General features: G+C 43.0%; 17 protein-coding genes and 1 pseudogene. 7 read left to right on the top strand and 11 right to left on the bottom strand.

What is annotated here, in order from left to right; all coding sequences use genetic code 11:
- Positions 1-57 precede the first annotated feature (57 nt).
- Together EPX21_RS03165 and EPX21_RS03160 are read right to left on the bottom strand one after the other, a co-directional pair.
- Positions 58-1056, bottom strand: a complete 999-nt coding sequence (locus tag EPX21_RS03165; protein WP_134088234.1) for a kelch repeat-containing protein — start codon at positions 1054-1056, stop codon at positions 58-60.
- A 6-nt stretch (positions 1057-1062) separates the two neighbouring features.
- Entirely contained in the window at positions 1063-2373 is a 1311-nt protein-coding gene (locus EPX21_RS03160) for a DUF4270 family protein (RefSeq protein WP_166670668.1), read from the bottom strand.
- A 274-nt stretch (positions 2374-2647) separates the two neighbouring features.
- Here EPX21_RS03160 and EPX21_RS03155 point away from each other — a divergent pair, with 274 nt between their 5' ends.
- Both EPX21_RS03155 and EPX21_RS03150 read left to right on the top strand, forming a co-directional pair.
- Positions 2648-4054, top strand: coding sequence for a cell wall metabolism sensor histidine kinase WalK (locus EPX21_RS03155; protein WP_134088232.1), 1407 nt, complete (start codon positions 2648-2650; stop codon positions 4052-4054).
- The gene (locus EPX21_RS03150) at positions 4051-4725 is read left to right on the top strand and encodes a response regulator transcription factor (protein ID WP_134088231.1); all 675 of its coding nucleotides are present in this window, start codon (positions 4051-4053) and stop codon (positions 4723-4725) included. Before EPX21_RS03155 ends, EPX21_RS03150 begins: the two co-directional genes overlap by 4 nt.
- A gap of 199 nt (positions 4726-4924) precedes the next feature.
- On the opposite strand, the gene EPX21_RS03145 is transcribed toward EPX21_RS03150, so the two are convergent.
- Positions 4925-5104: a histone H1 gene (locus tag EPX21_RS03145; protein WP_134088230.1), complete on the bottom strand. Its 180-nt coding sequence runs from the start codon at positions 5102-5104 to the stop codon at positions 4925-4927.
- A gap of 372 nt (positions 5105-5476) precedes the next feature.
- Here EPX21_RS03145 and EPX21_RS03140 point away from each other — a divergent pair, with 372 nt between their 5' ends.
- On the top strand, positions 5477-6001 hold the full coding sequence (locus EPX21_RS03140; RefSeq protein WP_134088229.1) for a 5'(3')-deoxyribonucleotidase: 525 nt from the start codon (positions 5477-5479) through the stop codon (positions 5999-6001).
- A 6-nt stretch (positions 6002-6007) separates the two neighbouring features.
- On the opposite strand, the gene EPX21_RS03135 is transcribed toward EPX21_RS03140, so the two are convergent.
- The 3 genes from EPX21_RS03135 to EPX21_RS03125 all read right to left on the bottom strand — a co-directional run bounded on the left by EPX21_RS03135 (position 6008) and on the right by EPX21_RS03125 (position 9708).
- Complete coding sequence (locus EPX21_RS03135) at positions 6008-8008, bottom strand: BamA/TamA family outer membrane protein (protein ID WP_134088228.1); 2001 nt, start codon at positions 8006-8008, stop codon at positions 6008-6010.
- A 122-nt stretch (positions 8009-8130) separates the two neighbouring features.
- A complete protein-coding gene (locus EPX21_RS03130) occupies positions 8131-8763 on the bottom strand; it encodes a bifunctional 2-polyprenyl-6-hydroxyphenol methylase/3-demethylubiquinol 3-O-methyltransferase UbiG (RefSeq protein ID WP_134088227.1) in 633 nt (210 codons plus the stop codon).
- Between the two features lie 6 nt (positions 8764-8769).
- Positions 8770-9708, bottom strand: coding sequence for a UbiA family prenyltransferase (locus tag EPX21_RS03125; protein WP_240768497.1), 939 nt, complete (start codon positions 9706-9708; stop codon positions 8770-8772).
- A gap of 124 nt (positions 9709-9832) precedes the next feature.
- Here EPX21_RS03125 and EPX21_RS03120 point away from each other — a divergent pair, with 124 nt between their 5' ends.
- The gene (locus tag EPX21_RS03120; RefSeq protein WP_166670667.1) at positions 9833-10663 is read left to right on the top strand and encodes a universal stress protein; all 831 of its coding nucleotides are present in this window, start codon (positions 9833-9835) and stop codon (positions 10661-10663) included.
- A 101-nt stretch (positions 10664-10764) separates the two neighbouring features.
- Here EPX21_RS03120 and EPX21_RS03115 read toward each other — a convergent pair.
- A pseudogene (locus tag EPX21_RS03115) lies at positions 10765-12024 on the bottom strand (TonB-dependent siderophore receptor); the annotation flags it as partial.
- 286 nt (positions 12025-12310) lie between these two features.
- Between EPX21_RS03115 and EPX21_RS03110 the strand changes: the two are divergent.
- Complete coding sequence (locus EPX21_RS03110) at positions 12311-12838, top strand: YceI family protein (RefSeq protein ID WP_134088224.1); 528 nt, start codon at positions 12311-12313, stop codon at positions 12836-12838.
- 89 nt (positions 12839-12927) lie between these two features.
- On the opposite strand, the gene EPX21_RS03105 is transcribed toward EPX21_RS03110, so the two are convergent.
- Complete coding sequence (locus EPX21_RS03105) at positions 12928-13374, bottom strand: acetyltransferase (protein ID WP_134088223.1); 447 nt, start codon at positions 13372-13374, stop codon at positions 12928-12930.
- Positions 13375-13592: 218 nt separating this feature from the next.
- On the opposite strand from EPX21_RS03105, the gene EPX21_RS03100 reads away from it, so the two are divergent.
- Positions 13593-14282: a YafY family protein gene (locus tag EPX21_RS03100; protein ID WP_134088222.1), complete on the top strand. Its 690-nt coding sequence runs from the start codon at positions 13593-13595 to the stop codon at positions 14280-14282.
- A gap of 63 nt (positions 14283-14345) precedes the next feature.
- Here the strand turns inward: EPX21_RS03100 and EPX21_RS03095 are convergent, their stop codons facing one another.
- The 3 genes from EPX21_RS03095 to ribD all read right to left on the bottom strand — a co-directional run bounded on the left by EPX21_RS03095 (position 14346) and on the right by ribD (position 16898).
- Positions 14346-14963, bottom strand: coding sequence for a YigZ family protein (locus EPX21_RS03095; RefSeq protein ID WP_134088221.1), 618 nt, complete (start codon positions 14961-14963; stop codon positions 14346-14348).
- A gap of 22 nt (positions 14964-14985) precedes the next feature.
- Complete coding sequence (locus EPX21_RS03090) at positions 14986-15759, bottom strand: EamA/RhaT family transporter (protein ID WP_240768493.1); 774 nt, start codon at positions 15757-15759, stop codon at positions 14986-14988.
- A 92-nt stretch (positions 15760-15851) separates the two neighbouring features.
- Positions 15852-16898: a bifunctional diaminohydroxyphosphoribosylaminopyrimidine deaminase/5-amino-6-(5-phosphoribosylamino)uracil reductase RibD gene (gene ribD / locus EPX21_RS03085; protein ID WP_134088219.1), complete on the bottom strand. Its 1047-nt coding sequence runs from the start codon at positions 16896-16898 to the stop codon at positions 15852-15854.
- Positions 16899-17049: 151 nt separating this feature from the next.
- Between ribD and prmC the strand changes: the two genes are divergently transcribed.
- Positions 17050-17910, top strand: a complete 861-nt coding sequence (gene prmC / locus EPX21_RS03080) for a peptide chain release factor N(5)-glutamine methyltransferase (protein ID WP_134088218.1) — start codon at positions 17050-17052, stop codon at positions 17908-17910.
- Position 17911: the final 1 nt, after the last annotated feature.

Raw genomic sequence — 17911 nt, 5'->3', positions numbered from 1 at the left:
ACAGGAAGGGCCGCAAAAATTTTCGGTTTATTGCCTTAAGCTAACAAGCTACATGAATTAATTTGGGTGTTTTCCTAAATCAGGCGTAAATTGCCAGATATCGTCAAAGGGTGTACTTCCGCTTCTTCCGCCGACAACATAACCTACACCGTTGAACGAAAAGGCCACCGCTTGTTGTCTGGAAGAGGCCCCGTTTATGGTGAAGTCGTCATGTTCAACCCAATAATCAACAGAAGGGTCGTACCTCCATGTCGAACTTAATATAGAGCTGTTGGTACCTCCAGAGATAAAGCCATAGTTACCAATTACAAAAACAGCTGGAAACCTCCGACGTAAATCGTAAGTATAGTCGTCCGTTCTACCACTAAGTGGTTCTTTGGTTGTCCAATTTTGGCCATCAAAGGCGTAAAAACTAGACACATAGGCGTTATTATTAGTACCGCCACCAAGGTAAGCGACGTTATTGATCACAAAACTAAAGGCAAAACTCCTTTTTTCGGGCGTACTATTTACTTTTGTCCACGTATTATTGCTGGGCGAATAGGTATAAAAGTCGTTGTAGTCCTGAGCATCCACATCTTGTCCGCAACCCACATAAGGCGTATTATTAACCACAAAGCTTACCGCGCCATAACGCGCTATACCTGGAAAAGATGCAATTTGGGTCCATGTGTCTTGTTGTGGGTCGTACTCATAGAAATCATCATACATTTTCGTTCCGTTGGTTCCTAGTCCTACATAGCCCTTCCCATTAATTGCAAAGGCAACGGCGTTATTACGTGCTTCGCCCGGAAAGCTGGCTTTACTACTCCACGTTGCAGTCGCCACGTCATAACCCCAGGTATCAACGAACCGTGTACTACTCGTTCCATAGCCCGTGGTAATGTACACATCATCGTTAATGGTAAAACTTGCCGCACCGCTTCTGGGAAGCCCGTCAAAGTCTACACCACGTACCCATTCTTCATTATCGTCTTCTTCCTGGTCTTTACTACAAGCAACGGCCGTCAGTAGCACAAGAAACATCATGCTTAATTTAAGAAATTTAGTCTTCATTTTTTATTAGTATTTAGTATATAATATGCGGAGTTTAATCATCGGTCTGCCATCAGCGCTTCCTATTAGTAGACGATCGGCTTTTACCAGCAAATCGCTTGTCGGAATGGTCAGATACAAGGCGCTTTTCTTGTCTTCGTCAGCGCCTCGGTAATTGCTTACATACTCTGTTAAATTGAAGGTATAACGCCCATTGCCGACACCACCGCTGAGGTCATTGATGAGGTAGGCCGTTTGTGTAGTTGTTTCATAACTAGCCGTTAACAAAGAGGTGGGCACACCATATGCGTTGGCCAACATGATATTCAACGCCGTTGGCGCGGCATATAGTACCTGTGAGTTTGCCGGAGTTTCGACAATTAATTCAGCCTTATTAATAATGACGTCATTCCGGTTTACAAATTCGTAAAGATAGGGGAACTGAATTTTCGTTACTAAACCAGTTAGGCCCTGCAGCACCACCTGTTGATTCGTCTCTGAAGCCGGTAGCTCACCTTCGGTGTCTGCGGCCAATTGACTGATGATACTTCTGCTTCTATCCACCTGTACTTCGTTAAACTGATAAGTATTATCCGTCACTTTCATTTGTATATTTTCCTGCACCTTCTTCCCGTCGGTGGTGTTGGTATAAGAATAATAGACGTTCAGTAGGATGGAGTCGACAGGGAATGCCGTTAGAACGGAAGCCTCATTCGTTGGCCTTAATACAAAGCCCTTCATATATTGAAGAAACTCTTCGGAGCTGGTGACTTGACTTGTTTTATTTTGTATTTTTTCCCAAAGGTCTTGTCCAAATGAATCTGCCAGTTTGATAAACACGGTGTCTTTACTCGTAGGTTTGGGATAAAAACTAACCGACCCTAGCGGCGCTGCGTCATAATTAAAACTACTATTGGTAAACAGGGTAGAGCCACTGGCGAAGACAGGCCGTTCATCTTCCTCCCACGCGTTTGACTCCGTAATGAGCTCAATATCTTCCGTTACCCTATGCAAGGTCAAAGATTGCATCGCGGTGGTATCACCATAATAATAGCCTTGATAGGGGAGGGCGAATGAAACCGAGTCTAGACGTGCGTCGCTTGGCAAAGAAACGCTGCTGATTTCGGCGTTGCCGATCCTAAAATAACTGGATACGGTAAGATCCCCCGTCACTTCATCACTCATTTTGCCGACTAACATCACCCCTTGGCCGTTGGCTGGCAAGGGATCCAGCTGATACGTTGCGGCCTGCACTGTGATGCTGTCGGCGATTTCAGCGCCGAGCTGATCGTTGGTGTTGTTTAAACTAATTGTGCCCTCTTTTGTACACGCTAGCATGTGAAAGGCAGCTAAAGAAAGTACAAAAAGCTTCGTCCGCAAAGGCCAACAAGAAAAGTAAGTCACTTTTTTTGGTTTGGGTTCTGTTATCATTATATCATCTGATTTACAAGCAGCAAGTTGCTCAACCATCGTAATAGGATGGCTGCTTGCTTAACTGAGGCAAAGGTGTGCAGGAATAGTGTTAATTACTGTTACATATTGTTAAAAATAGTTAAGCCAGTTCCGTGGCGCCTGGCTTACGCTTAATTTTGCCTCACTTATTTCAGGATGCATGTTTAGACAACACCGGTATTTATTGGGTTTGATTGCGTTAGCTAGTGTGGTAACGATTGTGTTTCAGTGTTTTTGGCTAGTTGGCAATTACCAGCACGAAAAAGAGAGCTTTATTGCTTACGCGGAAAGGTCACTCTTTGAAAGCATGCAGGAGGAACGGGAGTTACAATTCCGGACCGTCTATCCGGACGTTTACCATGCCTTTAACGGCGCTGAACTTCCGCCTAATAGGCCACCTTTTTATAGGGGGGATCAAGCCATCACGGCGCCTCCTGCGCCGGCTCGGCATCGCGGTGTAACGGACAGCACTGACAGCAGAGGATTTCCGGTCCATCTATTTCCTAGCGCATTCGTGCATATCGACTTACAATTGCTGCAAAAGCGGTACAAAGCCAAGTTGGGTGCCGAGTTGGCCGATGTATTCTTTTTAGATACAATACACGTGGATAAAAAGCATTTGAAACCGCCGCCGATGCGCGGCCCTCATTTTGCATCGCCCGTCAGTAAGCCGGATAAGGAAATTTTGGCGGAATATCCTATACAGGCTGCCACGATGATGCTTGATCCCGCTAAAGAGCTTTTTGTCGACTTATATCTCAAACCACCCATTTGGTGGATTCTCAAACGTTTGGCCTGGGCATTCCTTTCATCGCTCTTACTGACAGGCCTTACCGTTGGATGTTTAGTTTTTTTGCTATATACCATTTTTAAGCAAAAGAAATTGGCCGACATAAAAAACGACTTTGTAAATAACATGACGCATGAGTTAAAGACGCCTTTGGCGACGGTATTGGCGGCAACAGAAACCTTGCAACAGCTCAGTTTGGAAAGCAAGCAGGAAAAGGCCGACTTATATCTCCAAATGACACACAGGTCCGCCACCCACCTCACGAACCTCATCGATCAAATTTTACATTTAGCGGTAGGGGAACGGAAAGGAATGTACTTACAGCAGGAAGCGGTGGACATCAACAAACTATTGCAACAATTGGTTGAAAACCACGAGCTTATTAATCGACACCCGATCACCCTGTCGGTAACGGAGGGGGCGCCGAAAGTGTATATCGACAAGATGCATATTACTAACGCCGTCAACAACTTGTTGGAGAATGCCGTTAAATATACCAACGGGCCCGCGCATATTCAGGTCATCAGTAAAACACGAAACGATCAATGGATATTAAGCATCGTAGATAACGGCATTGGAATCGCTCGAACAGATATCACGCACATTTTTCAGCCTTTCTACCGTGTGCCAACCGGTAATGTACATCGCGTGAAGGGCTTTGGCTTGGGTTTACATTATGTAAAACAGGTAATCACCCAACATAAAGGGCAGATTGAGGTCAACAGCACGCCGGGCAAAGGCACCACTTTTACTATCTATTTACCTTTAAGCATATGATGTCGCTTTTATTAATTGAAGATGAAACAGATTTAGGGCTTATTATTGCGGACAACCTGCGGTCGGCCCAATATGACGTGAGCCACTGTGTCAATGGCGAACATGGCCTTTCACTGTATTACCAGCTGAAGCCGGAGGTTGTAATTTTAGATGTGATGTTACCCGGTATGGATGGCTTTGCAATTGCCAGAAAAATACGGGAAGTCGATGCGGAAACGCCGATTCTCTTTTTGACAGCGCGAACGCAAACGGCAGACGTCGTGAACGCTTTTGAGCTGGGAGCAAATGATTACCTGCGTAAGCCCTTTAGTATCGAAGAATTAAAAGTTCGTATCAATGCATTAGTACAACGCAATCAATGGCAAAACCAGAAGCGCTTTTTGCAGATAGGAGCCTATGCTATGGATACGATGCGACAAACGCTAAAAGATAAAGACGGCCTTGAAGTCAACCTTTCTTTCAGGGAATGCGAACTGATAAAAATGCTCTACGAAAACAAAAATAAGGTAATCCACCGCCAAGATATCATTCATGCAGTATGGCCACATGATCGTTTCTTTACTGGTAGAAGCTTGGATGTTTTCATCAGTCGGATTCGAAGTTACCTGCAAAAGGACAGCAGCATCTCCATCGTCAATATCCGGGCGGTGGGCTATAAGATGATTGTGTAATTAGCCCTTCGGTTTATATACTACTAATTGACCTGAGCCCGCAGAGCAAAAAAGAGGCCGCCTAAAAGTCGTCTTCTCAACGTCATCTCGAACCGGCGTATGTGAAATCGAAATTGCTCTCAATATCCGAGATCGAACGACGGCAAGGCGATGCATTTAGGCGGCCTCCTGTATCTTCATAGGTGATATTTTCAAATGACTATTTACCTGAATTTTTGATAGAGGTAACATCATTACGAATCTCTTGGGCAAGATTCTTTAACTCCTGCATCGCTTTACGCACACGGGTACCCGCCGCAGCATTTCCCTTGTTGTAGAATTTTTCGGCGTCAGCTTCTACGGAGCTAATAAGCTCTTTTAACTTTCCAAATTTGTCCATTGTAATAAATTTTATTTTAAGTGATAATTTGACGACAAGATGATCTTGCCCTTAACGGCCTACAGACCACATTTTTCGTACCAAATCGCTTCCGTCGGGTCAAAAGCTGTGTTTTTTCTAAAAAAAGTGGTGATTTCGAATAAAAAAAATAATGTTGGTTCAAAATGAGCCAAAATGTTTGAGCAGCCTTTCGGTTTTTCACTTGATCGGTAAAAGGTCACAAATACGTTTATTGTAGCAATTTGCAGACGTTTGTGGCCGCAATGTATAGAAAGGCCTTCATTTCGAGAGCAGCTCAGCCTATGGATCAATCCTCGGGGCTAAAGCATATGGCAAATACTTTGTATTTTAGTTGCATAAAAACCGTAAAATATGAAGAAAAAGTCGATTGCCATCGATATGGACGGTGCCTTAGCCGACACAGAGAGCCAGTATTTGGCATATTACGAACAGGAATTCGGAGAGCGCTTAACTAAAGATATTTTCCGTCATGTGCCAGAGGCGGAGGCTTTACCAAATGGATGTATATATAAATTTCTCTATACACCGGGCTTTTTTAGAACAGTACCCGTGATGGAAGGCGCGGTGGAAGCAGTAAAGAAGCTTCAGGAAAGATATGAGGTTTATATTGTATCTGCTGCGATGGAATTCCCCTTGTCATTATCCGAGAAAAAGGAATGGCTGGCCGAGCATTTTCCCTTTATTCATTGGCGTAACATTATTTTTTGCGGAAACAAAAATATAATAGACACAGATTATATGATTGATGACTACTGTAAAAATCTCGATTATTGCAAAGGACAACCAATTTTGTTCAGTGCGGGGCATAACCTCGGTGTCAATCACCATATTCGCGTTCAAAATTGGACCGAAGTTCTCAATATGTTGTTGGATTGACGTGTTTTAGAAAGCCACGCCTGTTCCGACAAAAAAGCCAAAATCGCCTTTATTTGTCAAACCAACATCTACGCGTGAGTCCAATCGATATTTGGGAATAAGCTGTTGCCTCAAACCAACACCGTAAAACGCTTTTAGGGAAGCCTGGTAATCCTTGAAAAAATTACGGGCGCCATCACCTAAACCAGCGAAAACGGCATAGCCAAAGCGGTGATCGATATGGGAAAAATACGACCTGTATTCGGCCTGGACGCTCCACACTTGCTCGGCAATGTAAAGATTCCTCCAAACACCTCTAAAGGCTCTCTCTGCCGTAATGTAAGGAAGTTGGTAAAACGGGGCTTCGCCTCCCCAAGTGCCATTGAACATTGCTTGAAAGGCGAGTGCATCACCTCGCACAAGCCAGTTCATCGGCAAAAATTTTCTGTAGTCGAATTTTAGCTCGTGATAGCTATAGTCGCTGATCAGCCCTTTATTGAACCAGTAATAGTTGATGTCCAGCCAGCTACCTTCCGTCGGAAAAAGAACGTCGTTGCGTTTATCCAAACGAAGAGTCGGACCGATGCCGAAGAGCCATCCTCCTTCTCTTCCATGAAAGTTGAGAAAGGGCTCCCGTTCAAAATGTAGTTCGCTATCTTTACGCAACCTATAGTTGAGCCCAACGAAAAACCTATCTGATAGAATCTTACTTACAGCACCATCTAAAATAAAATTGTTCGAAACGTAGGTCGTTTTGTGGCGGTCATTACTTTCACGGCCAACGCCGAAAAAATAGTTTTTACTGTTATTCGTAAATAAAAAACGATTCGTAAAGTGCCATTTATTTTCATAATAGGCCTCTACGTAAGCACCTACAGCTAGTTGTTTTCCATTGAAGCCATAGGAAACCATGGGAATAAACACGGTAGGCTGTGAGAATTTCGATAAGTTGTCTGCCTTCGGATACCAGATCATTTTAACACTTGCACCTAACGATAGGCCCGTCTCCCTAGTGAATCCCACGATAGGTTGTGGTAAAAGTTTAAGACGCCGCTCGTTTTGTTCACCGACGTAAACGGATTGAGCCGCTGCTTCCGCCGACGCTTCTATCGGAACCTCTTCCCAATCAGGCCCTTTTCTAATAAGCAGTTCATTTTTTTGCGTAAAAGTGGGAGGCATAAAAACCGCCGATAGTTCCTGTACTTTCTTTTTTTCCTTTGGTTTCCACACGGACAGTCTGCCACCGATATCGACGCTGATCAGGTAATCACCGGCGCGGTCGTAGACCAGCCAACTAATCCTGGCATGATGCGTTTCTATTTCCTGCACAAGCTCGTCTGAGAAATCACGGATCTCTATATTATTTTTGTCAGTTACGCTGGCCATTTCTTCCCTTTTGGGATTAAAAACCAACAACCGCTGTTTCTCTTTTTCCCAATTCACCTGAACCTTGGTTAAAGACTCGTAATCGAGCAATTGAATGAGCCGATTGTTCGTAAAACCGATCAGCTTACCATCGTTGCTAATATCAATCGCATTTACATCAGAGGCAATCGTCCGACTTCCAACGGGTTGCCAGGTATTCGCGAGGTATTTACTCAGTTTAGCCTGAAACACGCCGACCGAATGCACAAAAAGCCACTCTTTTCTTTTTGTATTAAAGACCGCAAACTTTGTTCTAAAGGGAAGCTGGGCAACCTGATCGATCCGACCTTTGCCGAGGGCAAAAACAGTCGTTTGCCCGTCGGCCCCCGAAACTACGCAGAATTGTCCATCAGACGAGAACATCATCAGTCCACCTAAACCTCTTCCGGGCAAGGTAAACTCTTTAATAGTAACTTTCGAACGAAGATCTGTAAACAAAATGCGGTCTGGAAGCTCGCTCACAGAAAGTTCCAGCAAAGGATTCGCTCGTTCCTTTAAAATAGTCACCTTTTGACCATAGGCAACAAAAACGCTCATTAAAAGCAACAGGCAACAAAAAATTCGTTTAATATAGCTGTTTTTACCCTCCAAAGAAAAAATCATGTACAATACGTTAATGCACCGCTTCAATACGGCGACTAAAATAAAAGAGTTTCACCAAATTGCGAAATAGAACAGATCCGGTAAATCCATCGCGCCAAAGATTTCCTCGTTTTATGTCAACATTACGGTTTCTGATAAACGATTCCTTTTATAAAGCCAGCGTAACGAAATGAACAAAACAGCTCGCGATATCCTGACCCTTGGAAATAGGGCGCCATATCGACTAAAGTTTGTGCTTCAATTCGGCAAACGCAGCCAAAAAATTTATACATCAGGAATAGCAGCCCTTTTTTCCAACTACTTTCTTTCCGAGGATCAAGGTAGAAGTCTGCATAGAGCCAAATCCCCTTGGCCGACAGTAGAGCATCTAACTGAAAAAACACCTTTTTTGCTGTTGAGTTTAAAAAATTATCAAATAAAAAAGGCGTAATGATGACGTCGTAGGAGCACTTCGCAGCCGAATAATCTTGAATATCCTCTGCTAAGAACTCGACCAGATTGCTGCCGATAGGACGTCTTTTAGCGATCCTCAACATCTCCGAAGAGATTTCTACGTAGGTAATAGCCAAGCCTGCCGGACACAAAGCAGCAAGTTCTTCCAATATCCAGCCGGTGCCTCCTCCAACAATCAATATCCGGCTGCTTGCAACAACAGAAGCTAGTAAATCGCGCTGTACATTAACCTGCGCCCGTCCGAACACCAATCGGCTCAAGCTGTCATATACCGGCGCTATATGATTGTAATTGTTCTTCATTAACCCTTAAACAAATTGCATGGAAAATATGCCACAAATTGCTTTTATTAATAGTAAACCGTCAATGACAATCAAATAATAAAGTATACGGTGCCTTTTATACATGGAATAGGCAACTAAAAGCGATAGCGCAAAGGGCAGCAGGTTAATCAACAGGCGGAGCACACTGAAATGTCTGTAATAGGCGAAAAAAAACATGGACAGTCCGCCGATTATCAATAAAGGAATCAGTATTTGGAATATCGTGTTCCTAAGCCCGAAGCGCACGACGAAGGTTTTCAACTGCTTATTGGCATCTTCTGCATAGTCTTTAATGTCGAACATAATGGCATTTACCGTGCAAAACATAAAAGTCTTTACAAAGAACCACATTACGAAAAGAGGATCAACTGCATTGGTCGGATGCTGTATTTTAAGCATAATAATCGGAAAGAGGTTGACACAAGAGGCCCAAACAAAGCCAATTATAAAAGCCTTTAACAAACCTGTATTCCGGATGTTTAGCCGCATAAACGACCGCGGCAGGAGCCCGTAATATAAGAGAACCGACAAGACCACCACCACGATAATCAACCAATAAGCCCAATGTAAAGAACCTAAGGCCCCTGCGTATTGCACGATTAAGGTGACAAAAAGTACCGCACTCATAACTGTGGAAGCGCCTAAGTTGCCTTTCGCAAATCGAGCGTTGCGCTGATACCATTGGGTGCGAGGGTTGTTATGCTGACTATTAACGGTTACATTAATATACGCATAGGTGTAATACGCCATCGTTGCAAAAAACAAAAGCAGGTAATAGGCTGTATTATTAAAAGGAATAGCGAGTTGAACGGCGGTTTCTAACGACAAGGCTACCGCTAAAATGCCGACAAAAATGTTTCCGAAAAACACAAACTTGATAACGCGATCTATCATATCCTCAATAGATATGACGCTAAAATACATTTTTTGCACTGGAATGGGGGAGTTTTTCACCTTACTGCGTTAGCATTTGATGACATCGCTATACCGAGGTGGCGCATCTTGCAGTATGATTAAGTATTCGCGCTTGGGCTCAAATATTGAATTTATGAAAACGCTTCTGGTACTCACTGATTTTTCTGAAGCAGCAACACATGCTGCTAAATATGCGGCTATACTGGCGAAGCAATTGAAAGCCGCCCGCATACTCTTGTTTAATAAACTACAAAGTATCACGTCGATTCCAAGCAGTCCCTTAGTAGTCAATAAATCCCATGAGGCCAAAGAAGAGGCGCTGACGCATTTAAAGCGCCTAGCGAACGAATTAAAGTTCTTAAAACATACGGATACCGAGTTAATCTATTTGGCAAAAGCGGGAAATCTGGACGATCTTACCAATGATTTGGTTAATAAACACCAGGTTGACTATGTAGTAATGGGCTTAACGGGAAAAAGCAAATTGGAGCAGACGCTGATTGGTAGCAATACCATACAGATTGCCAAAACGGTGAGTCGCCCGCTGTTAATAATTCCGGAATCTGCTAAACTACTCCCCATCACAAAAATCGCCTCCGTAATGGACCTCGTCGACACCAAACAGGCACAGACGATTTCGAATTTATTAAATCCCTTGTATTTATATAATCAATTGGAACTATACGTACTTAGCCATGAAGGCGAAGGTTTGCCGCTGCAAACCCTGCATAACCACAACTTTACAGCGGTAAAGGATAAATTAAATCGATACAATCCGAAATATTATAGCATTAGCGAGATTGACATTGTGAAGGAAGTGTTAGCGTTCGCCAAATCGCATAACATATCATTGATTGTACATATCGAGAAAAAAAGAAATTTCTTCGAAAGTTTATTTTTAACAGACATTACCGAACGCATGGCTTACGTTACGCATATCCCTTTGCTTCTAGTAAAGCAATAGTAATGTCTGAAGCTTCGTATTGTCGCTTGATATTTCCGGTCTTTTTCGACTGACGTGGCCGGCGTCCTTTCTGTTTCGGCCACGTCTTCAGTCAGAACCACCTAAAATTTATACGTCAGGTTGGCTAAAATACTTCTTGGCATTTGGGGTTCCACCGTTGTCCATCCTTTAAAGTACCGCTTGTCGGTAAAATTATCTGCTTTCAATCCGATCCGAAACTTCGCGTGGTCATAAAAAACCGAGGCATTCAACACGGTGTAAGCGGGGAGGGTGAAGGTACCAGTCCGTGCATCGTTCGTAATAATGTTTTCGCTCGCTGAATTTCCGCCAAAGCCCAAACCAACGCCTTTTACGATTCCCTGAGAAAAACGGTAGCTAACCCAATAGTTAAGCAAGTGTTTCGGACCGGCAGAAACGGGGCGGCGACCGTTTACGTTTACGTCTGCATTGGTAAGTTCGCTGAAGTTATTGCTGTAACCGAAAATGACATTCAAACCGTCAATCGGCCTCGCATTCAAGTCGATTTCAAAGCCTCTGCTCGTTTGCGTGCCGTTCTGCACCGTGATATTATAGGTTGTATCCCCGCGAACGATCGACTCCGTTCGCGTCACGTTTTTTACGGCAATGTCATAATAGCTTGCAGTAAGGCTCAATCGGTTATTGAAGGCGTCGAGCTTAACGCCTCCTTCCCATTGGTTCGCTTGTTGTGGTTTAAAGGTATTGGGTATATCCGGAAGTGGCTGCGTAACAGGAGCTACGTTTCTAAAACCGTTCATGTAATTAGCAAATAACGACACCTGATTTGGGATAAGCTGATAAACAATTCCAAACTTAGGCGATACCGCCGTTTGTTTATAATCGCCACTGATAGCACCCGTAGTTAAATTGGTTGTTCCCTGACTTTGAAAATGGTCCACGCGTAAACTGGCCATTACCAATAACTCATCCGTAACATTCAGAATATCCGAAAAATAAGCTCCGTAAACATTGGAAGAAGCACGGTTATAAGTACCGAGCGCGGTACTCGCAGCTAAGCGTTCATCAACGAGCTGCCTGTTAAAATTATAATAGGTAGGATCGTCATAGGATGAATTTACCCGGTCGAATAAGATGTAGGGTGCATTATTATTGTCATTTACCTGCCGCAAAAAGTCTAAACCAACAACTAAACGATTCCGTAGCCCGCCAACGCGAAAATCGCCCGTAAAGTTCTGCTGGATATTTAGGACCTGGCTCAAGGCATCTTGATCAGTAACATACCTGCTTAATACCGTATCATTCGCAATCCGTTGTCCGGGAACATCCGTATCCGTATACATCACATACTGATTATAGCCATCCGTTTTCCTCCGATTGTAATTAAGACTAGTTTCATTGTTATTTGGTGTTTATCTATTTTGATGCAAAAAAACCAACTTAAACAGTAAAACGCAATTCTTATTAAAATTATTCTAAATAAACGTAAAGGCAGCGATGTGTTTGCGGCATCTTGCATTTATGGCTTCTATTTCACCGCTGGCAACCGATAACTCGCAACCGACAACTGACAAAGTCATAACAATTTCAAAATAAATGTTTAAACATCAATTTAATATTAAAGTGCTTATCTTTGGTATATTAACAGAAACATAGTATAAAATTTAAAATATGGAAACAACTTGGGTAGTAGATCCGGTACACTCTGATGTACAATTTAAAATTAAACATTTGGTGATTTCAACTGTGACAGGTTCTTTTAATCAATTTGAGGGCGTGGCTACAGCAACAGAGGGTTTTGAAAACGTTAAAGCGAACTTTAAAATTGACGTTAAAAGTATTGACACCAAAAACGCTGATCGCGATAATCATTTAAGAACAGGCGACTTTTTCGACGCAGATAGCTATCCTGAAATTTTATTCAGCTCAACTTCTTGGAAAAAGGTAGGTGATGATGAATTCGAATTAGTGGGCGACTTAACCTTAAAAGGAGTCACTAAACCGATAACCCTAAAAGCAGAATTCGGTGGCATTGAAAAAGATGCATACGGCAATACAAAAGCAGGCTTCGAAATTACCGGTAAAATTAACCGTAAGGACTTTGGGCTTACCTATAATTCACTAACCGAAACAGGCGGCTTGGCGCTTGGGGAAGACATTAAGCTGGTGAGCAATATACAATTGGCTAAACAAGCATAAAGGTCCGATGGATGGAGTGTCTAAAGTTTATCTCTTTGTAAGATCGAATGTAAAGAAAAGTGCATTCGGCATATGCGAAGAGGCAAGCTTTAGACGCTCTTTTTAGTTTTCAACTCCATACTCAAGATTGGATAAGGTTTTCCGGCGTCGTCTACAGGAAAGCGGCCAGTTGTTACAAAGCCCAGATGCTCATAAAAGCGTACCGCTTGCTGATTCTGCTCGTTTACATCGACCGTTTTTGAACCTTTTTCCCGCACAGCATATGCTACCAGTCTCTTTCCCACACCTGTACCCCGCTTGTTTGCATCCACAAATAACAGCTGGATAGCCTCACCCGAAATCCCGACGAAGCCACTTAGGACACCTTTCTCATCAACAAAACCATACAGATCCACCAAATCCAGGTATTTGTTATAAATAAGTTCTTTATACTGTAGAATATCTTCCTCTTTCAGAAAGTGATGTGTTGCTCTCACCGCGCGCTCCCAGATTTCCATAACGCGCGCGTAATCATCGTTTGCTAAACTTCTAATCATTCGTATCGGCTATGACTCAAAAATACGGTTTTGATGATCTTTATTCATGAAGATGTTTAAAAAGTCATTTTCTTATCGTGATGTCGGATGCAATGTAATGAGATCAAGACATCAGTACAAAAAAAGTCCTCCTATTCAAACAAATAAATTAACTTTCATTTTTAATGATCCCCATCTTTTCCAAAAACTGCTAAACTTTTATATCTTCGAGATAGATTATGAACAGGATCGACAGACTCTTCGGTATCGTAACCTTACTCCAATCACGCAGGTATGTAGGAGTCGAAGCCATTGCGGAGAAATTTGGAATCAGTATCCGAACAGTCTACCGCGACATTCGCGCAATTAGCGAACAGGGCGTACCCATCAGTTTTGAAGCCAACAGAGGCTACTACATTGTTCAGGGCTATTTTCTGCCGCCGGTTGCTTTTAACAATGATGAAGCCAATGCCTTGATCCTCATGGAGCGCTTTTTGACCGGTTTTGCTGACCGTTCTATTCAAAAACATTATATCACAGCATTAAATAAGGTAAAGAACGTGATGCGAAGTCAACAGAAAGAGCAATTGGAATTTCTAAATGAGCACATTAAATTCCAGATACCATCCCGACTCCAAAATGATTTTGAATATTTATCGGCCATCCAAAACGCCATCGTTTGTAAATCCATTTTACGGATCGACTATGAAAAGGAAAATGGCGAACGGAGCTGTCGGGAGGTCGAATCCATCGGACTTATATTTTATGCATTCAGCTGGCACTTAATCGCTTGGTGCCATTTACGTCATGAATATCGCGATTTTAGAGTTTCCAGAATCAAAAAACTCCATGACATACAATGCCCGTTCAGAAAGTCAACGCATATACCTGTTGCCGACTTTATGAACAAATTGCCGGTCGACTATTAAGGCAATAGGCAGTCAGTTGCCAACATGGTTGGTAAGCATGCCGACCAACCTTCTTGTCATACGCTAAATAGTCCGTAGGTATTTCACTTTTACACCGCTCAAACTCTGTAACCTGCCGAGCGTCTCATTCACCTCCTTTTGCCTAATCTCAAAAACCAGCGAGCAATTATTATCGAAGGTTTGCTTTAACACCGTTAACGCGTCTTCCTTCACAATACGCATTACTTCGTTCATTTGTAGATAATCGAAGGTCACCTTATACACATCATTAACTGTTTTTTTAATAATTTGAGCCTGACTCAAGGCGTCTTGTGTCGCGCTTTTATACGCATTAATCAGTCCGGGTACACCCAACAGTGTGCCTCCGAAGTACCTTACCACCACCACAATAATGTTCGTTAAATCTTGCGATAAAAGCGCGTTTAATATAGGGCGACCGGCAGTTCCAGACGGTTCGCCGTCATCATTCAGCCGGAACACCGAGCGGTCGGTCGTTAATCGGTAAGCCCAACAGTGATGACGCGCCTTAGGATGAAGCGCTTTGATCTCCGCAATAACATTTTTTAAATCTCCGGGGTCGCCGAAAGGATATGCATAAGCAATAAACTTGCTTCCTTTGTCTTTAAACAAGCCTTCGGCGGGTTTTTCGATTGTGTTATAAGTATCTTCAAATAAATTCATTAATAATAATCGGTTATAGGCTTTACAACGTGCCAATAATCACTACAGAAATCACCGCTAACAAGAGGCCTACTTTATTTAATGTACTCAATTTTTCCTTAAACAAGAATAAACCGACGATGGCTCCCACGACAATAACGCCGATATTCATTCCCGAAAATACGATGGAAGGATTATTCGGCAAAGCCTGATGGGCCTTCATGTAAAACAGGATATTCCCAAAATTGAAAAGGCCCAATGCCAATCCCCAAAGGGTACCCGAAAGTGAAAACTTCTCCCGTTTGCTAATCGCTAAAAAGCCTATATATAAAAACGACACCAAAACACAAAGGACAAAAACCAGGAAAATAGACGTTTTGTACGAAACCGCTTGGTACTGAGCAATGTGCTTAAAAAGAATATCGATAATGCCCATACCGAAAAATACCATTAAAGGATACCGCCAGGCATTTTTACTCCCTAGTGTGTGTTCCGTACGCTTCTGCCATTTGATGGAGCACGCAATCGCTACCAGCCCCACAGCCACCCCAACAAGTTTAGTAACGCTCGGATGTTCGTTAAAAATAAAGAATGCGGCCAAGAGAGGAATAAAAAGTGATAAACGCTGCGCGACTTCCGTCCGCACGATGCCTGAATAGCGTATTGACCCCGCTATAATCACAAAGAGGGACGGCAATAGCAGTCCTAATATTAAATAGGTTGCCAGTGGTGCCTCGGCGAACGAGAAGTGATTTAGATCTGGCTCCAAATAATGGTAACTCAGCAATACGGCTACGGGGTAATTCCATGCAATCATTTGCAAAATGTTAACCGAATAGCGTCTTGCTAGCTTGATAAGTACGGAGACCGTAACACTACATAAAACACTTAAAAGGACCAGGAGCATTTTTATTTGTTAAAATAAACAGTAAGTGAATCATTGCCTATGTTTTCCACAAGCTGAGGAATTGCCTGTAAACGGGGAGCATCTAAACCATCCTCCCAATAGTCCCGTCCCCGAAATACCCGCGCTTCGTCCCATAAGCCAGCCTCTATAAATAGTTTGAGCGTTTTAACACCTCCTTCAATGATTATGGACTGTACATCCATCAAATGAAGTTGATACAGCACGTTCTGAGGTAAATACCAATCGAAATGCTCTAAGGCGATGAATTTCAAATTGCTTTGCCAATCTGTCTTTATAGCGTTAAACACCAGGGTTTCTACTTGTTGATCAAACAAATGGAGGTGTGACGGTAAAGAAAGTTCTTTATCGATAACAATCCGTTTTGGATTTCTGCCGAACCAATGGCGGACATTAAGCTGCGGATTGTCAATCAAAGCGGTGTTTGCGCCCACTAAAACAGCGTCTTCTTCACTACGCCATCGATGATTGAGTACTTGCGCAGCAAAGCCTGTAATCCACCGTTGGCTGCTGATTTTAGGGGCAAAATAACCGTTGGCTGTTTCCGCCCATTTCAGTATAACGTAAGGCCTTTGTTGCTGTACGCGGGTAAAGAAACGGCGATTTATAAATTTTGCTTCCTCCTCCAATACGCCTTCGATCACTTCGATACCAGCTGCGCGCAGTTTGGCAATACCTCGGCCGTTGACCTGCTCAAAAGGATCTCTACAGGCGATCACGACTTGCTTCGGCCCATGCTTTATCAGCAGATCCGCACAGGGCGGTGTTTTCCCATGGTGTGAACACGGTTCTAAAGTAACGTAGACCGTTGATTCTTTCAATAGATCGGCAGCATTTACATGACGATTAAAAACATCGGCAATTGCATTCGGTTCGGCATGTGCTTCGCCATATTTTCGGTGCCAGCCTTCGCCAATAATTTTATCCTTATGTACCACTAGCGCACCCACCATCGGATTCGGACTAACAGTTCCGTGGCCAAGCTTAGCCAGCTCCAAACAGCGGTGCATATAGATTTCGTGATTAGGCATGTACAAACCTAAGGATTTTTAGCAGCTGTCGGTCAATAGGCCGATTTTTTTTACAGTTTTATGTCCTGTTTTTTTACCATCCCTTCGGGAGGCAAGCTTTTTTACTTTTGAATTTTTACTTTTGAATTAGTAGGTTTGAACACGTAAACACATGCAACTCGAAGCCGTCAAAAAACTATTGATAGAAAAATTAGCTGGTTTATATGAAGCCACCGAAGCGGAAAGCATTTTGCTTATTGTACTGGAAGATATATTCGGATATACTCGAAAAGACTTACTGCTCAACAAATCTTTAATGCTTCCTGAGGCGCAGTTAGAGCGATTGAACGAAATAGTTACTCGCCTATGTTCGGGAGAACCGGTGCAATATATCGTGGGACATACATCCTTTATGGGATTAACCTTCAAAGTGAATGCTCATGTATTGATCCCGCGTCCCGAAACCGAAGAACTCGTTGATCTCATTATTCAAGATTTGAAACAGTCCGCATTACCAGAACCGAAAATAATGGATATAGGTACAGGCTCGGGCTGCATTCCGATTGCTATTAAAAAACATGTCGACAAAGCACGCGTCTATGCAATGGATATATCGCCGGAAGCGCTGGAAGTAGCTAAGCACAATGCAACTATTAACCGCTGTTCGATTCACTGGATGCTCGCCGATATCCTGGAGTGGGATCTCGTTTTTGCAGCGTCCATGCAATTCGACGTCATTGTCAGCAATCCACCTTATATCACTCATACTGAGCAACAGGAAATGCACTTAAATGTGCTGCAATACGAACCCCATTTAGCCCTTTTCGTCGAAGATCAGGCGCCGCTGCTCTTTTACGAAACCATTGCTTCTTTCGCATTGACTCATCTGGCAAAAGGAGGGAGGCTCTATTTCGAGGTCAATAGGAATTTCGGACAGGAAGTGAAAGAGTTACTGCAAAAAAAGGGCTTTAAAGACATCCTGCTTAAGCAGGACTTACAAGGCGCAGATCGAATGGTGAGAGCCAGTTTATAGA

Origin of the sequence: Olivibacter sp. XZL3, assembly GCF_004368405.1 — a bacterium.
Lineage (GTDB): Bacteria > Bacteroidota > Bacteroidia > Sphingobacteriales > Sphingobacteriaceae > Olivibacter.
Note: the sequence above shows the minus strand (reverse complement) of the source record. Positions and strands in the feature narration are given on the sequence as shown.

Excerpts from the sequence above, each read along its gene's own strand:
- EPX21_RS03165 (WP_134088234.1), bottom strand. The coding sequence starts at position 1,056 with ATGAAGACTAAATTTCTTAAATTAAGCATGATGTTTCTTGTGCTACTG.
- EPX21_RS03160 (WP_166670668.1), bottom strand. The coding sequence starts at position 2,373 with ATGCTAGCGTGTACAAAAGAGGGCACAATTAGTTTAAACAACACCAAC.
- EPX21_RS03155 (WP_134088232.1), top strand. The coding sequence starts at position 2,648 with ATGTTTAGACAACACCGGTATTTATTGGGTTTGATTGCGTTAGCTAGT.
- EPX21_RS03150 (WP_134088231.1), top strand. The coding sequence starts at position 4,051 with ATGATGTCGCTTTTATTAATTGAAGATGAAACAGATTTAGGGCTTATT.
- EPX21_RS03145 (WP_134088230.1), bottom strand. The coding sequence starts at position 5,104 with ATGGACAAATTTGGAAAGTTAAAAGAGCTTATTAGCTCCGTAGAAGCT.
- EPX21_RS03140 (WP_134088229.1), top strand. The coding sequence starts at position 5,477 with ATGAAGAAAAAGTCGATTGCCATCGATATGGACGGTGCCTTAGCCGAC.
- EPX21_RS03135 (WP_134088228.1), bottom strand. The coding sequence starts at position 8,008 with ATGATTTTTTCTTTGGAGGGTAAAAACAGCTATATTAAACGAATTTTT.
- EPX21_RS03130 (WP_134088227.1), bottom strand. The coding sequence starts at position 8,763 with ATGAAGAACAATTACAATCATATAGCGCCGGTATATGACAGCTTGAGC.
- EPX21_RS03125 (WP_240768497.1), bottom strand. The coding sequence starts at position 9,708 with ATGTATTTTAGCGTCATATCTATTGAGGATATGATAGATCGCGTTATC.
- EPX21_RS03120 (WP_166670667.1), top strand. The coding sequence starts at position 9,833 with ATGAAAACGCTTCTGGTACTCACTGATTTTTCTGAAGCAGCAACACAT.
- EPX21_RS03110 (WP_134088224.1), top strand. The coding sequence starts at position 12,311 with ATGGAAACAACTTGGGTAGTAGATCCGGTACACTCTGATGTACAATTT.
- EPX21_RS03105 (WP_134088223.1), bottom strand. The coding sequence starts at position 13,374 with ATGATTAGAAGTTTAGCAAACGATGATTACGCGCGCGTTATGGAAATC.
- EPX21_RS03100 (WP_134088222.1), top strand. The coding sequence starts at position 13,593 with ATGAACAGGATCGACAGACTCTTCGGTATCGTAACCTTACTCCAATCA.
- EPX21_RS03095 (WP_134088221.1), bottom strand. The coding sequence starts at position 14,963 with ATGAATTTATTTGAAGATACTTATAACACAATCGAAAAACCCGCCGAA.
- EPX21_RS03090 (WP_240768493.1), bottom strand. The coding sequence starts at position 15,759 with ATGATTGCATGGAATTACCCCGTAGCCGTATTGCTGAGTTACCATTAT.
- ribD (WP_134088219.1), bottom strand. The coding sequence starts at position 16,898 with ATGCCTAATCACGAAATCTATATGCACCGCTGTTTGGAGCTGGCTAAG.
- prmC (WP_134088218.1), top strand. The coding sequence starts at position 17,050 with ATGCAACTCGAAGCCGTCAAAAAACTATTGATAGAAAAATTAGCTGGT.